The sequence below is a fragment of the Flavobacterium phragmitis genome (assembly GCF_900112575.1).
GTDB lineage: Bacteria > Bacteroidota > Bacteroidia > Flavobacteriales > Flavobacteriaceae > Flavobacterium > Flavobacterium phragmitis.
This window is the reverse complement of record NZ_FOMH01000016.1, coordinates 100,056-114,883: the sequence shown is the minus strand read 5'-3', so window position 1 is coordinate 114,883 and position 14,828 is coordinate 100,056. Positions and strand designations below refer to the sequence as shown.

General features: G+C 35.2%; 9 protein-coding genes. 4 read left to right on the top strand and 5 right to left on the bottom strand.

The features are described from left to right. Positions 1–5 precede the first annotated feature (5 nt). From BM289_RS23155 to BM289_RS23135, 5 genes are all read right to left on the bottom strand, one after another. Positions 6–1,790: a DUF885 family protein gene (locus tag BM289_RS23155; RefSeq protein ID WP_091498280.1), complete on the bottom strand. Its 1,785-nt coding sequence runs from the start codon at positions 1,788–1,790 to the stop codon at positions 6–8. A gap of 38 nt (positions 1,791–1,828) precedes the next feature. Continuing rightward, positions 1,829–4,126 (bottom strand): S9 family peptidase, encoded by a 2,298-nt coding sequence (locus BM289_RS23150; protein ID WP_091498277.1) that lies wholly within the window; start codon positions 4,124–4,126, stop codon positions 1,829–1,831. A 355-nt stretch (positions 4,127–4,481) separates the two neighbouring features. Continuing rightward, positions 4,482–5,492 carry a 4-hydroxyproline epimerase gene (locus BM289_RS23145; protein ID WP_091498274.1) on the bottom strand — a complete coding sequence of 337 codons (1,011 nt, stop codon included), beginning with the start codon at positions 5,490–5,492 and terminating at the stop codon, positions 4,482–4,484. A gap of 2 nt (positions 5,493–5,494) precedes the next feature. Next, complete coding sequence (locus BM289_RS23140) at positions 5,495–7,078, bottom strand: aldehyde dehydrogenase (NADP(+)) (protein WP_091498271.1); 1,584 nt, start codon at positions 7,076–7,078, stop codon at positions 5,495–5,497. Positions 7,079–7,142: 64 nt separating this feature from the next. Then, complete coding sequence (locus BM289_RS23135) at positions 7,143–8,057, bottom strand: dihydrodipicolinate synthase family protein (protein ID WP_091498269.1); 915 nt, start codon at positions 8,055–8,057, stop codon at positions 7,143–7,145. 182 nt (positions 8,058–8,239) lie between these two features. Between BM289_RS23135 and BM289_RS23130 the strand changes: the two genes are divergently transcribed. The 4 genes from BM289_RS23130 to BM289_RS23115 all read left to right on the top strand — a co-directional run bounded on the left by BM289_RS23130 (position 8,240) and on the right by BM289_RS23115 (position 14,524). Beyond that, positions 8,240–9,094, top strand: coding sequence for an AraC family transcriptional regulator (locus tag BM289_RS23130; RefSeq protein ID WP_091498266.1), 855 nt, complete (start codon positions 8,240–8,242; stop codon positions 9,092–9,094). 164 nt (positions 9,095–9,258) lie between these two features. Next, entirely contained in the window at positions 9,259–10,929 is a 1,671-nt protein-coding gene (locus BM289_RS23125) for a M1 family metallopeptidase (RefSeq protein WP_091498262.1), read from the top strand. A 25-nt stretch (positions 10,930–10,954) separates the two neighbouring features. Beyond that, complete coding sequence (locus BM289_RS23120; protein WP_091498257.1) at positions 10,955–13,105, top strand: S9 family peptidase; 2,151 nt, start codon at positions 10,955–10,957, stop codon at positions 13,103–13,105. A 30-nt stretch (positions 13,106–13,135) separates the two neighbouring features. Beyond that, positions 13,136–14,524, top strand: coding sequence for an aminopeptidase P family protein (locus tag BM289_RS23115; protein WP_091498248.1), 1,389 nt, complete (start codon positions 13,136–13,138; stop codon positions 14,522–14,524). The last annotated feature ends 304 nt before the right edge of the window (positions 14,525–14,828 follow it).

The following is a 14,828-nucleotide window of genomic DNA, read 5'->3' as shown; positions in this document are numbered from 1 at the left end:
CTTAATTAAAATTTGTAAAATTTCCAGTTGGTTTTAAAATCTCTCTGCAAAGATTGATTAGTCAATAATGCTCTTAACAATTCGATTGGCATCGCATTCTCTCTCAAAATTGCATCATGATATTGCTGATAGGTCATCTTTCCGCTGGTGACCAATTCTTCTTTTAAGGCATTAAACTGCAAGCCGCCCAGCATATAAGCGATTTGATATAACGGACTATAGCCTCCTACAAATGATCGGCGAACTTCCCCTTCTGCATTGGCACGTTCATGCCCTACATGATCGACTAAAAAATCAATGCATTGTTGTGGACTCCATTTTCCTAAATGATAGTTTAACGAAAAAATAATTCGCGCACAGCGATGCATTCTCCAAAATAACATACCTATTTTGTCTTCTGGCGTTTGAGGGAATTTTAAATCCCATAACAGCATTTCCCAGTACAAAGAATTTCCTTCAACCCAAAAAGGAGTATCAAAATGACGATACGCTTTGTACCTTTCTTTCATAAATTGCTGTAAATGATGTCCCGCAATTAGTTCATGATGAATGGTCGCTCTGGAAAAATGAGGATTATTGCCACGCATACTCATCATTTTTTCGCTATAAGACATTGTGTTTGTTGGGTAAGAAATAATAAGAGATTCTCCACCCAGAAAAAATGGATTTATTTTTTGAGCTTCGGGTGACATCATATACATACGCCAGCTTTCTTCTGCAATTGGCGGTATGGTTAAAAGATTATTTTGTTTTAAAAAATCTACTGATTGATTGTATAAATCCAGCATTGCCTGAGGCTGGTCTCCCGGTGCCACATAAGAATTTTTAACTTTTTCCTGAGCGGCTTTCCAATTATCTCCAAAGCCCATTACACGAGAGGCTTTTAATAATTCGGCATCACACCATGCAAATTCTTTATTTGCAATTGCTACCAATTCTTCCGGAGAATACGGTATAAATTCCGTTTGCAGCTGCCGAATTAATTCTTCTCTGCCAATTGGATTTCCAACTATACCACTTCCATCTTCTTTTTGAGTGCTTGTATCTTTTCTTTTTGACTTTAAAAGCAAAGCATATTCTCCTAACACAACATCAACTTCGTTGTAAGTTTTAGGAACCCACCAAGAAAACAAGGGATCATAACCATTATAAAAGTTAAAATAATTCTTCAAAATTTCCTGTAATCCTTTTGCATGTAAAACAGCAAATTCTGAAGAAGCTTTATCTAAACCATCAATTTTTTCGACTTTTTTAATTTGTTCGTTGATTGTTTTACGTAAATCTTCCAGTTCTTTGGCAACTAGTTCTCCATTTACTTTGATTCCTCTTCTACGTGGTTTTTCCAGAGCATAAATTTTTTCATCAAAAGGAAAATAGACTTTTATCTTATCATATAATTTTTGCTGCTGTAGTAGTTCGTATTCTTCGCTGTTTAAATTTCTGCTAAACAAAATATAATCTACTTTGCCATTTATGTTCATGGCATCGAAATTTAATCCTTCAAGTGTTTTTTTATAATCTGAAATTAATTGTAGACGGCGGTTTCTTCGTTCGGGAGTATTGTAGTTACCTTCATTGTATTGCCCTCCAAAAGTATCGGCATTACTAGTGGTAGCATAAAACCGCATAATACTTCCTTTATCGGCTTCATAATGCACCATTGTATTATTGACTTCGCTGGTTTGCAGATACAAATCAAAATCCTGCCCAAAAAGAGATACTGGACTTACAACAATCAAAATCAATAATCTCGGTAAAAAACTGGTTTTATTTTTTATTATTTTAAGCATTTGTGGTTTTTTGGTTTAATTAAAATAAGTTCCGTTTATTATTGATTTAATTCATTATTGTTTCGGCTTGGAGGATCAACTCCTAATAAATGTTTTACAAAAAAGTCTCGTTTTCTCTGTCTTCCATAAGGCCCGCCATCACTGTGACCAACGCCTGGCAAAGGCAGAAACTCAAAAGTTTTCCCCGCTTTTATTAAGGCATCGGCAACACGATAAGTAGATTCTGGGGGTACATTTTCATCAGCTTCTCCAATTACTAATAATAAATTTCCAGTGAGTTTTCCGGCATTGGTCACATTAGATTGTTCTTTGTAATGCTCTCCAACCGGATATCCCATCCATTGTTCGTTCCACCATTGTTTGTCTACCCGATTGTCGTGACAGCCACAAGCGGCAACTCCTGCTTTGTAAAAGTCCGGATGAAACAATAAACCTCCCAGAGCATTTTGTCCTCCAGCAGAAGTTCCGTACAATCCGACTCTAGAATCATCTACATAAGGATATTTTTTTGCCAAAGCCTTAATCCATAAAATGCGATCTTCAAAACCGGCATCTTTTAAATTCTTCCAGCAGACATCATGAAAAGCTTTTGATCTGTTTGCTGTTCCCATTCCGTCAATTTGTACGACTATAAATCCTAACTGCGCCAAGCTCTGCATTTCAGTTGTATAACGGTCCATAAAATTTTTAGGAACAAAAGAATCCTGAGGCCCTGCATAAATATTTTCAATTACAGGATATTTTTTATTAGGATCAAAGTCAGCAGGACGGCATATTATACCCCAAATATCTGTCACGCCATCCCTCCCTTTTGCATGAAAAGGCTCTGGCAAAGACATTCCTGTAGCGAGATAAGCCGTAGCATCCGATTTTTCTAAATCCATTATTTTCTTTCCATCAGAAGTACGATGAAGCTTCATAATCGTAGGCACATTCGGTTCTGAATACGAATCGATGTAGTATTGCTTATTTTTTGAAAAAGAAACCAGATGATTTCCTTTTGAAGGAGTCAGATTAATTAATTTCTTACCATCAAATCCTATACGGTAATGATGAATATAATACGGATCTTCGTTGGAATTAATGCCACTTGCCGAAAACCAAATTTCTCTTTTCTTTTCGTCAATGCTGTCAACGCTTCGAACAACCCATTCTCCTTTAGTAATTTGCTTTTTTTCTTTACCTGTTATCGCATCAATTAAATACAAATGTCTCCAACCGCCTTTTTCAGAAGACATTACAATTTCATTGCTTTCTTTAAGATAATGCGTAAACAGTCGGGATTCATAAATAAAAGTATTGGTCTTTTCATCTACTACCGAACGAGTTTCGCCAGTTTGAGCATTTACTTCAATAATTCTAAATCTCTGATGTCCTCGTTCTACTTTTTCAAACGTAAAATAATTAGTATTATCTTTTCTCCAATGTAATTGAGGAGCATCAAAAAAATCTATTATCGGGGCGTTAACTTTTGTTGTTTTCTGATTTTCAATATGAAACAAATACATTTCATAAGTTGTGAAAGGATCTCCCGGTTGTTTATAAGGCTGTGAATGCAATTCGCCTCGAGTAGTATTGGCCACAGAAGTTAAAACATAATGAACAGGCAAATCGGTAAAGGGAGTAATTTGATAACCAACAATATATTTGCTGTCCGGCGACCACGCTAAAGCCCCATACGATTTTTCTTTTGTTCCATCTTTGGTGAATTGAATTTCATTTCCTCCTGCGATTGGCTTTATAAATACATTATAGTCTTTTATAAAAGCCACCCATTTTTTATTGGGAGAAATACTGTCTGTTTTAAAAGAATTCCATCTTTGCCATTGCCGATTTAGACTGGGATATTTTGTATTGTCTTTAGGCAGCGAGTTAATTTTTTGAATACTATAATCGGAAAGCTTTACCTGATAGTAGTTTTTATCATATTTTAAAGCTATAGAACTTGTTTTGGCATCATAATTCAAACTATCAATAACCAGACTTTTTTGAGGAGTCTTAATTGCTGTAACCGAACTTAGGGTATTTCTTAGTTTAGGTTCGTCAAATAAAATATTTTTAGTTCCGTTTTCGGCATCAACCAAAATATATTCGATAATACTGTCTTTTAAAACATTAGAATACCAAAATGATTTTCTGTCGCTTTGCCACTGCGCTTTTATACTGGTTTTGAAAACGGTATTTTTAACTGCTTTATCCAATAACAAAGCTTTTTTATACCGTTCCAGAATTTCGGCTTTAGAAGGCTGATAGGGTATCATTTCTTTATGCTGTGAGTAGATGTTACAGTTCAGAAATGATACAAAGAAGGCAAAAATGAGTAAATTCTTTTTCATAGTTATTCAAATACAAGGAAACTTCCCTATTAATTAATTATAGAAAAATCGTTGGGCAAAATTATTTCTTCAATTCTATCATATCAGCGTAGATATAAATCTGTCTAAATCTGCTTTTATCTGTGTAAATCTGCGTGAAAAACTGACACGCAAAATCATTTCACGCAGATTTGAAAAGGATTTCAGCAGATCAAATTAGATTTTAATCCTTCAATGAAGCTATTTTCTTCAATTAACGGATTGTAGAAATAAAAATAGTTTGCCAATAGAACTAAAAACCTCCAAAAAGCAGGTTTAAAAGTCCTATTCACGATACTGTAAAAACTAAAAAAACTGTTAATTCAGGTCGATTGAATTACAAAACCTGAAATCCGTGCGCGTAAGGATCATCTTCCTCATCAATGATTATGGTATTGTAACCATACACTTTTGCCCATCCTTGTATGCTGGGAACAATGGCTTTAATATCGTCAATTGCAGTTTCTTCTTCTATTCTGCCAACGAACTTACTTCCGATATAACTTTCGTGTATAAATTCGTCTCCTTTTTTAAGCAGTCCTTTTGCATGTAATTGCGCCATTCTTGCCGATGTTCCTGTACCGCAAGGCGAACGGTCTATTGCTTTGTCTCCATAAAAAACAGCATTTCTGCCTGATGAAGTTGGATCTAAAGGCGTTCCTGTCCATAACATATGACTTACATCTCTAATCGTATCATTTTCAGGATGTATAAATAGATTTGGGTATTTTTCATTAATTCTTGCCCGCACTACCTGACTGTATTGCACAATCTTACTGGCTGTAAAATCCTGAATTCCGGAAAAATTTTGCTGCGGATCTACAATAGCATAATAATTACCGCCATAAGCAACATCAAAAGTTAATTCACCTAATTCTGGGCATTCAACAGTTAAATTTTCAGCCGCTAAATACGATTTTACGTTGGTTAATTTAACCCATTCCACTTTTTTACCTACTTGTTTGTATTCAATTTTTACCAAACCCGCAGGCGCTTCCATATTTATTTTACCCGGAATTTTCGGACTGATTAATCCTTCTTCAATGGCAATGGTAATCGTACCAATTGTTCCATGTCCGCACATTGGAAGACAGCCTGAAGTTTCGATAAACAAAATACCAAAATCATTATCCGGATTAGTTGGCGGAAATAAAATACTGCCACTCATCATATCATGTCCGCGAGGTTCAAACATCAATCCTTTACGAATCCAATCGTATTGGCTTAAAAAATGCTGTCTTTTCTCGCTCATGTTGGCACCAATTAAATTTGGGCCACCGCCAGCAACTACTCGAACTGGATTACCGCAAGTGTGTGCATCTACACAAAAAAAAGTTTTTCTAGCCATATTTATATTGAATCTCTTGTTTGAACATTATTAACTAATCTTGCAATTCCAAGCGGATTTTCATTCTGAAGTGCCTCAGGAAGTTTGTTATTCGGCCAATTCTGATAACTAAAAGGTCTGACCCATCTTTTAATGGAACCAATTCCAACTGCTGTAAACCTGGAATCTGATGAGGAAGGATATGGCCCGCCATGCACCATCGACGGACATACCTCTACTCCTGTCGGTAATCCGTTAAAAATTATTCTTCCGACACGATTACCCAAAGCATCCACTACTTCTTCATAGTTTTCAATTTCATTTTCTTCTGCCAAAATACTACCTGTTAGCTGTCCTTCCAGTTTTTCAATGATACTAACCAATTCAATTTCGTCTTCACATTGTACTAAAATTGAAAAAGGCCCGAAAACCTCTCTATGCAAAACAGGATTCTCTAAAAAGATTTTACCTGAAACCGTCAGTATTTTTTGTGAAGCATAATTGGGATAATCTGTTTTAGCATATTCTGCCACGACTTCAATTCCGCTTTGAGAACTTAAAAGCTCATTATTGGATTGATAATTTTTATAAATCGACGGATTCAACATACAACTTGGCGAAATCTTTAAAATCTCAGCGGCAAGCTGTTTGGTAAACGTTTTTAAAGCATCACTTTTAATTCCTAACATCAAACCTGGATTTGTGCAAAACTGTCCTGCACCCAATGTTACAGAACCCGCACATGCCACTGCCCATTTTTCAGAATTTTGTTTTAAGGCTTCTGGTAAAAGCACTACCGGATTTATACTTCCCATTTCAGCAAAAACCGGAATTGGTTCTTCACGCTGTCCTGCTAAATCATATAAAGAACGACCGCCTTTTATACTTCCTGTAAATCCAACAGCCTTAACCAAAGGATGTTTTACCAATGTAACACCAACTTCAATGCCGCTGCTATTCAAATTAGAAAAAACACCTTCCGGCATATTCGTTTTTTGAGCCGCTTTAATTACCGCTGAAGCTACCATTTCTCCAGTACCAGCATGCATGGGATGGCTTTTTACGATAACTGGACATCCAGCGGCCAATGCAGATGCTGTATCGCCGCCGGCAGTAGAATACGCGAATGGGAAATTACTGGATCCAAAAACAACTACAGTACCTAAAGGACGCTTCATTTTACGAAGATCAACCTTCGGCAAGGGAACTCTGTCTGGAATAGCAGTGTCAATTGCGGCTTCAACCCACGAACCTTCTTCCACTAAATCAGCAAAAGCATTTAATTGTCCTATAGTTCTTCCTCTTTCGCCTTCAGCACGGCCTCTTGGCAAGCCCGATTCCTGACAATAAACGTCTAAGAGATTATCACCTAAAGCCAATATTTCATCCGCAATTGTTCTTAGAAATAAGGCCTTCTCTTTACCAGTAGATTTCTGAAAAGTCAAAAATGCTTTGTGAGCAAGAGTTACTGCCGATTCTATTTCTTCGTTGCTTGCTTCTATAAACTGCCAAGAATTATCTATGTTTTCCTGCGGATTAAACGTTTTGAAGGTTTTATCGCCGTTAGCTGACAACTGACTCCCTATGTAATTTTTTCCAGTAATCATGTATTCTTTATTATATGGTTAAGTAATGTTAAAATTGAAAAAAGTTGCTAAAACTTCTTTTTCCTTACAGACTTTTATAATCTGGCAACGTTGGTCTATTTTTCAATGAATCATTAATAATAGCTAAAACGCGTTCTCTTTCAGCTCCCATAAGAGGTAATCTCGGGGCACGTACGTATTCCGTTCCTAATCCTGTTCCCACTTCAGCCAACTTGATATTTTGAACCAATTGCGCGTTGATATCCAATTCCAATAAAGGCAAAAACCAACGGTAAATAGTTAAAGCTTCTTCAATTCTGCCCGCTTTAGACAATTTATAAATTGCAACAGTTTCTTCCGGAAATGCGTCAACAAGACCTCCAACCCATCCGTCAGCACCCATCAATAAACTTTCTAAACCTAAAGTATCAACTCCAGTAAGGATTTTCAATCTGCTTCCAAATCGATTAATGATTCGGGTTACATTAGAAATGTCTCTTGTAGATTCTTTAACAGCCTGAATATTATCCAGCTTTAAGAGTTCTTCAAACATGTCTAAAGTTACCTCAATCTTATAATCAACTGGATTGTTGTAAATCATAATTGGTAAAGAAGTGTTTTTTGCTACTTGTGTAAAATATTCAACAGTTTCATAATCAGTAGCTTTGTAACGCATTGGAGGAAGCATCATTAAACCTCTCGCTCCATTTGCTTCGGCTTTATTTGCTGCTTCAATAGCACCACGTGTTGTTTGTTCTGCAATATTCATTATCACAGGAACCTTTCCATCAACTATACGAACTGTTTCAAGAACAAGATCTTGTTTTTCTTCTTCCAAAAGTGTACTGGCTTCTCCTAAAGTCCCTCCAAGGATAACACCTTCTACTCCTGCATCTAATTGATAATTAAGGTTTTTCTCAAACATTTTAAAATCTAAAGTGTCTTCAGCTGTAAAATTTGTGGTAACAGCTGGCATTACCCCTTTCCATTGAATATTCATAATTTATTTGTTTTTATTTATTTCAAAGGTATCAAGGGGGTAAAAAAATTTACCTAGGATTATTATCAAAAACCTATACAATATTATCTCATTTGTAAGATTTTAACAAAAACTAGATTAATTTTAATTCATCTTTTACTAATTTTCATATCTTTCCGTAAAATATAAAAAATAACCAAGTAATGAAAGTTTTTCCTTTTAAAATCCCAAAGTCAAGCGAAGAGGCGTTTATTTATCAAGAAGACTGCGAGACTATTTTTTATGATAAATACCATCAGCATGAAGAAATCCAAATTAGTTATATAAAGAAAGGAGAAGGCAAAATTTTAGTCGGAGATATGATTACAGAATATCAAAAAGGCGACATCATCATATTAGGAAGCAATTTACCACATGTTTTTAAAAGCGACATTTCTGAAAGCAAAGGAATGTCTATCATGCTTACGGTCTTTTTTACCGAAAATGGATTCGGAAAAGATTTTTTTAATTTACCGGAATTAAATGCTGTAGAACCTTTTTTTACAGCTATTAAAAACGGAATACAAATTAGAGATGCCAAACCATCTATTATAAGGAAGTTTAAAAAGTTTAAAGAAGCCGACAAATACGATCGTTTTATCCTTTTAATGTCTATGCTAAAAGCCTTTAGCCAATCAGACAAAAAACACCTTTCTAATTATGTTTTCAATAAACCCTTTACAGATGCTGAAGGAAAAAGAATGCAGATGGTTTTTGATTTTGTCATGACGCATTATCAAAAAAATATCACTTTAGACGAAATAGCACAAATTGCCAACATGACCAAAAATGCTTTCTGCAAATATTTCAAAACCCGAACCAAAAAGACTTTCTTCCAATTTTTGATTGAAATCCGAATTGAACATGCCGCGAAACTACTTATCAAAAACAAGGAATTATCGATTATTGAAATTTCCGAATTAAGCGGTTTTAATAACATTTCAAATTTCAATAGAAAATTTAAAGAAATTAAAAAGAAAACGCCTTTTGAATTTAAAAGTTCACTTATCAAAACGTAACCTATCTTACTCCATTTTAAGTAATATTCTATTATATAAGGATAATAAAAGTCTAGCTTCAATATCCTAAATCTGCATAATTTTGAAAACCAGCACTCTTTTTCCTAACGAAAAAAGATTTTGGATAAAGCTCATTTTTTTAACCCTTTCAAACTTAAAATGCCATGATTAGGAACTATTTCACACTTGTTTTTTTGTGTTTTAATTTCATTTCTTTTGCCCAAAAAACAAAACCCTATACACTGGCAGACACCTTAAGAGGCAGTTTAACTCTCGAAAGACAGTGGTGGGACGTACAACGTTATGATATCACTGTAAAACCTGATTATGATAGTAAAATAATATTAGGAAGCAATACCATAACTTATAAAACACTTAAAGAAAAGAGCAATACCAAAATGCAGATTGATTTGCAGAATCCTTTGGTTATTGATAGTGTTATTCAATCTGGAAAGAAATTAAGTTTTGCCAAGGAAAACGGGGTCTGGTATATTAAAACGCCTAAATCTAAAATTAAATCCACCAGCAAAGTGGCTATTTTCTTTAGCGGAAAAGTGCATGAAGCCATAAGAGCTCCTTGGGATGGTGGATGGATCTGGACAAAAGATTCATTAGGCCGTCCCTGGATGACAGTTGCCTGCCAAGGACTTGGTGCGTCTGTATGGTATCCGTGCAAAGATCATCAAAGTGACGAACCGAATAATGGTGCAAGTTTAACGATGACTGTTCCTGATTCTTTAAACGCAATTGCCAACGGAAGATTAGAGTTTAAGAAAAAAAACAATGATGGAACAACCTCTTATAAATGGGCTGTCGTAAATCCGATTAGTAATTATTGCATCATTCCATACATTGGAAAATATGTCAATTTTAAAGAAACTTATAAAGGAGAAAAAGGCAATTTAGACCTGAATTATTGGGTTTTGGATTATAATCTCGAAAAAGCTCAAAAATACATGCCAAAAGAAGTGCATAATATGTTGAATGCATTTGAATACTGGATGGGACCATATCCGTTTTATGAAGATGGTTATCAGTTAATTGAAACCTCACATACCGGAATGGAACATCAAAGTGCCGTTTCTTATGGTAATCATTATAAACCTGGCTATCGTGGCAACGATGGTTCAGGAACGGGCTGGGGAATGAAATGGGATTTTATTATTATTCATGAAAGTGGACACGAATGGTTTGGAAACAACATCACTACAAATGATCTGGCCGATATGTGGGTGCATGAAGGATTTACCAACTACAGCGAAACTCTTTTTGTTGATTACATTTTTGGAAAACAAGCAGGAGATGAATACAATGCCGGAACTCGAAAAGGAATACGAAACGATCGTCCCATTATTCCCGATTATAATGTAAACGCACAAGGAAGCGGCGATATGTATCCAAAAGCAGGAAATATGCTCCACGCCATTCGTCATGGATTGGATAACGATGCCTTGTTTCGAGAAGTTATTCGCGGATTGGGAAAAGAATTTTATCATCAAACTGTAGATTCGAAACAGATTGAAAATTATATTTCGAAAAAGCTTAATTTTGATTACAGTAAAGTTTACGAGCAATATCTTACCACAATACAGATTCCAAACTTTGAATTTTATTTTAATGAAGATAAATCCAAAGTTTTCTATCGTTACAGCAATTGTGTAAGCGGTTTTAATTTACCGCTAACCTTAAAAAATGATACGGATAAAATCAAAATAATACCATCAGATCAATGGCAGAGTATTGCCTTAATAAAAGATCAAAAGTCTTTATTTGACGTAGCTTCTATTACCAAAATGTATTATATAAACCCTGTTTTGGAAACCAATATAAAATAAAAAATCAATCATTAATCAAAATACGATGAAGAAAACAATCTCTCTTTTTTTCTGTTTTATCCTATCACTTTTTTTTCTGACTGCAAATGCTCAAAAACCAAAATGGGCAAATAATAACAGCAGTTATTATACCACAGAAAAAGGAGAAATAATACAGTACGAATTACCAAATTTTACCAGAAATGTAATTGTTGATGCCAAACAGCTTACACCAAAAGGAAGCGCAAAAGCTTTAGAAGTTAAAGATTTTGAATTCAGTAAAAATGAAAAATTAGTTTTGATTTATACCAATTCAAAAAAAGTGTGGAGACTGGAAACGCGTGGCGATTACTGGCTTTTTAATAAAGAAACAAATGAATTGCGACAGATTGGAAAAAACAGACCCGCTTCGTCTTTGATGTTTGCGAAACTATCTCCAGACAACAATTCAATTGCGTATGTAAGCAAGCATAATTTATTTGTTGAAGAGCTGAATTCCGGAAAAGAAACGGCCTTAACAACTGATGGAACGGATCGATTGATTAATGGAACTTTTGACTGGGCTTATGAAGAAGAGTTCAATTGCAGAGACGGTTTCCGCTGGAGTCCTGACGGAAAAAGTATTGCTTTTTGGCAGATTGATGCTACCAAAATCAAAAACTTCTTAATGATAAATAATACCGATTCGATATACTCTTATACGATTCCGGTTGAATATCCAAAAGTAGGACAAGATCCTTCGGCATGCAAAGTTGGAGTTGTGAATATAACTTCACAACAAACAACATGGATGAAAGTTCCAGGCGATTCCAAACAACATTATATTCCGTTAATGCAATGGATTCCTGATGGTTCTTCGATATTGGTTGAACAATTAAACCGCAAACAAAATGAAGCCAAACTCTTTTTATGTGATCCTAAAAATGGCGAAGCAAGTCCGATTTATTCTGAAAAAAACACTTCATGGATCGATATATTACCAACTGAAAATGAAGGATTTAAATGGATTAACAACGGAAAAGAATTTCTGTTGTTATCGGAAAAAGATGGTTGGAAACATTTATACCGAATCAGTAAAAACGGTAAAACAGAAACTTTGGTTACCAATGGAAAATATGATGTTATCGATATTAAAGCCGTTGACGAAAAAAATGGTTTAGTGTACTTTTTAGCTTCTCCGGATAATGCAACACAGCAATATTTATACAAAACAGCGTTAAACGGAAAAGGTAAACTGATAAAAGTATCTCCTGTCAACGAAATTGGAACGCATAATTATCGTTTGTCTCCTGATGCCAAATATGCAGAACATCGCTTCTCCAATCATAAAAACCAAAAAATATCAGAATGGGTCAATCTTTCTACTCAAAAGACCATTAAAGAAACCGATCGTAATATGACTGTAAGCGGTAATGTGGAAATGATTCAGATTACAACAGCAGATAATATTACGCTTGACGGCTGGATGATCAAACCAACCCCGTTTGATCCTGCTAAAAAATATCCTGTTTTATTTTATGTTTATACAGAACCTGCAGGCGCAACAGTAAAAGATGCCGCTGGTTATGCCAGTACTTTTTTATATGATGGCGATATTGCTGCTGATGGATACATTCAGATTAGTTTAGACGGAAGAGGAACTCCTGTTCCAAAAGGTACTGAATGGCGCAAATCAATCTATCAAAACATAGGAATTCTAAACACCCGAGATCAGGCAATGGCGGCTAAAGAAATCCTAAAATGGCCTTTTGTAGACCAAGACCGAATCGCAGTCTGGGGATGGAGTGGCGGCGGTTCTACTACGCTGAATCTTTTATTTCAATATCCTGAAATTTATAAAACAGGAATTGCTATTGCTGCTGTCCCCAACCAATTGTTGTATGATAATATTTATCAGGAACGTTATATGGGATTACCTCAGGAAAACAAAGAACCTTTTATAAAAGGCTCTCCAATTACTTATGCCAATAAACTTCAAGGGAATCTATTACTGATTCACGGAACTGGCGATGATAATGTGCATTATCAGGGAGCCGAAATGCTGGTCAACGAATTAGTAAAAAATGGCAAACAATTCCAAATGATGAGTTATCCTAATCGTACGCACAGCATCAATGAAGGCGAAGGTACTACAGAACATTTATCGAAATTATTCACACAATACTTAAAAGAACACTGTCCAGGCGGAGGCAGATAATATCATTTTAAATACCAAGTTCAAAAAAATATGTTTAGCAAAGAAACTTATATAAACAGAAGACAAGTTTTAAAAAAAGCAGTGGGTTCAGGTCTGATTATTCTTCCTGGAAATGAAGAAGTTGGAATGAACTACAGAGATAATATTTATCATTTTAGACAAGACAGCAGTTTTTTATATTATGCTGGAATAGATAGGCCTTCTTTATTTTTAATAATCGATATTGATGCTGATCTGGAAATTCTATTCGGCGATAACCTGACAATCGAACAAACTGTTTGGGTTGGTCCACAAGATTCATTAAATATTGATGCAGAAAAATCAGGAATTACGACCGTACAGCCTTTCTCATTTATAGAGGCTGTCCTCAAAAATGCTGTGCAACAGCAACGTGCTATTCATTTTCTGCCTCCTTATCGTGCCGCTATTACTTTAAAATTAAGTTCATGGCTCGATATTCATCCTAATGAAATAGCTAAAAAATCATCCATTCCATTATCTAAAGCAATAATTGCACAACGTTCTTATAAAACGAATGAAGAATTAGTTGAGATTGAAAAAGCAGTAGATATAACCGCTGCCATGCATTTAAAAGCAATACAAAGCGCAAGATCTGGAATGACCGAATATGAAATTGCAGGACAAGTTGAAGGCACGGCAATCAGTCTTGGCGGTCATCTTGCTTTTCCAACAATACTAACAGTCAACGGACAATACCTACACAATCATGCCGGCAGTAATGTCTTAAAGGAGGGACAATTGGTTTTATGCGACTGTGGAGCCGAAAACAACATGCGTTATGCCGGAGATATGACCAGAACTTTTCCGGTTTCAAAAACTTTTACAACACAGCAAAAAGAAATTTACAATATTGTTTTAAAAGCTGAAGAAGCCGCTATAGCTACTCTTAAACCTGGAACTTTTTTTAAAGATTCACATCTTACGGCCTGTAAAGAGATTTTAACCGGGTTGAAATCTCTTGGTTTAGTAAAAGGCGACTTGGATGAAGCTTTAGCTGCAGGTGCTCATACCCTATTCTTTCAATGCGGTTTGGGCCATATGATGGGAATGGATGTGCATGACATGGAAAATATAGGCGAAGAATACGTTGGTTACACTGAAACTATAAAAAAGAGCACCGATTTTGGATTAAAATCACTTCGTCTGGCAAAAGAACTTGAAGAAGGATTTGTTCTAACCGTAGAACCTGGAATTTATTTCATTCCAGAATTAATAGACCAATGGCAGGCAGAAAAAAAATACAGTGAATTCATCAATTATGACAAAGTTCAGATGTACAGAAATTTTGGAGGTATTCGTATAGAAGAAGATTTTTTGATTACCAAAGATTCTTATCAGTTATTAGGAAAGCCTCTTGCTAAAACAGCTGCCGATATTGAAGCACTTCGAAACTATTAAATTTGTAAAATTGTTTTTCTTGGCCGATTACCTAAAAATCAATGAAGCCCTGCCAGTGTAGATAAAAAATTGGTGGGACTGGAAAGCTACAATAAACGATAATCTTTCTGAAGCCAATTTCTCCAATCCATCTTCTCACTTTTTGATATTTGTCAAAAGGAATTTATTCTTTCACTATTCAATTACAGAATTTCAAACAAACTAAAAAGATTATTATAAAATAATGTCATTTCATTACTCATTACAGACTACATCTTTCGTTTCGTTTAGAAGATGTAGTTTTTTTTTCCAGATATTTAATTGG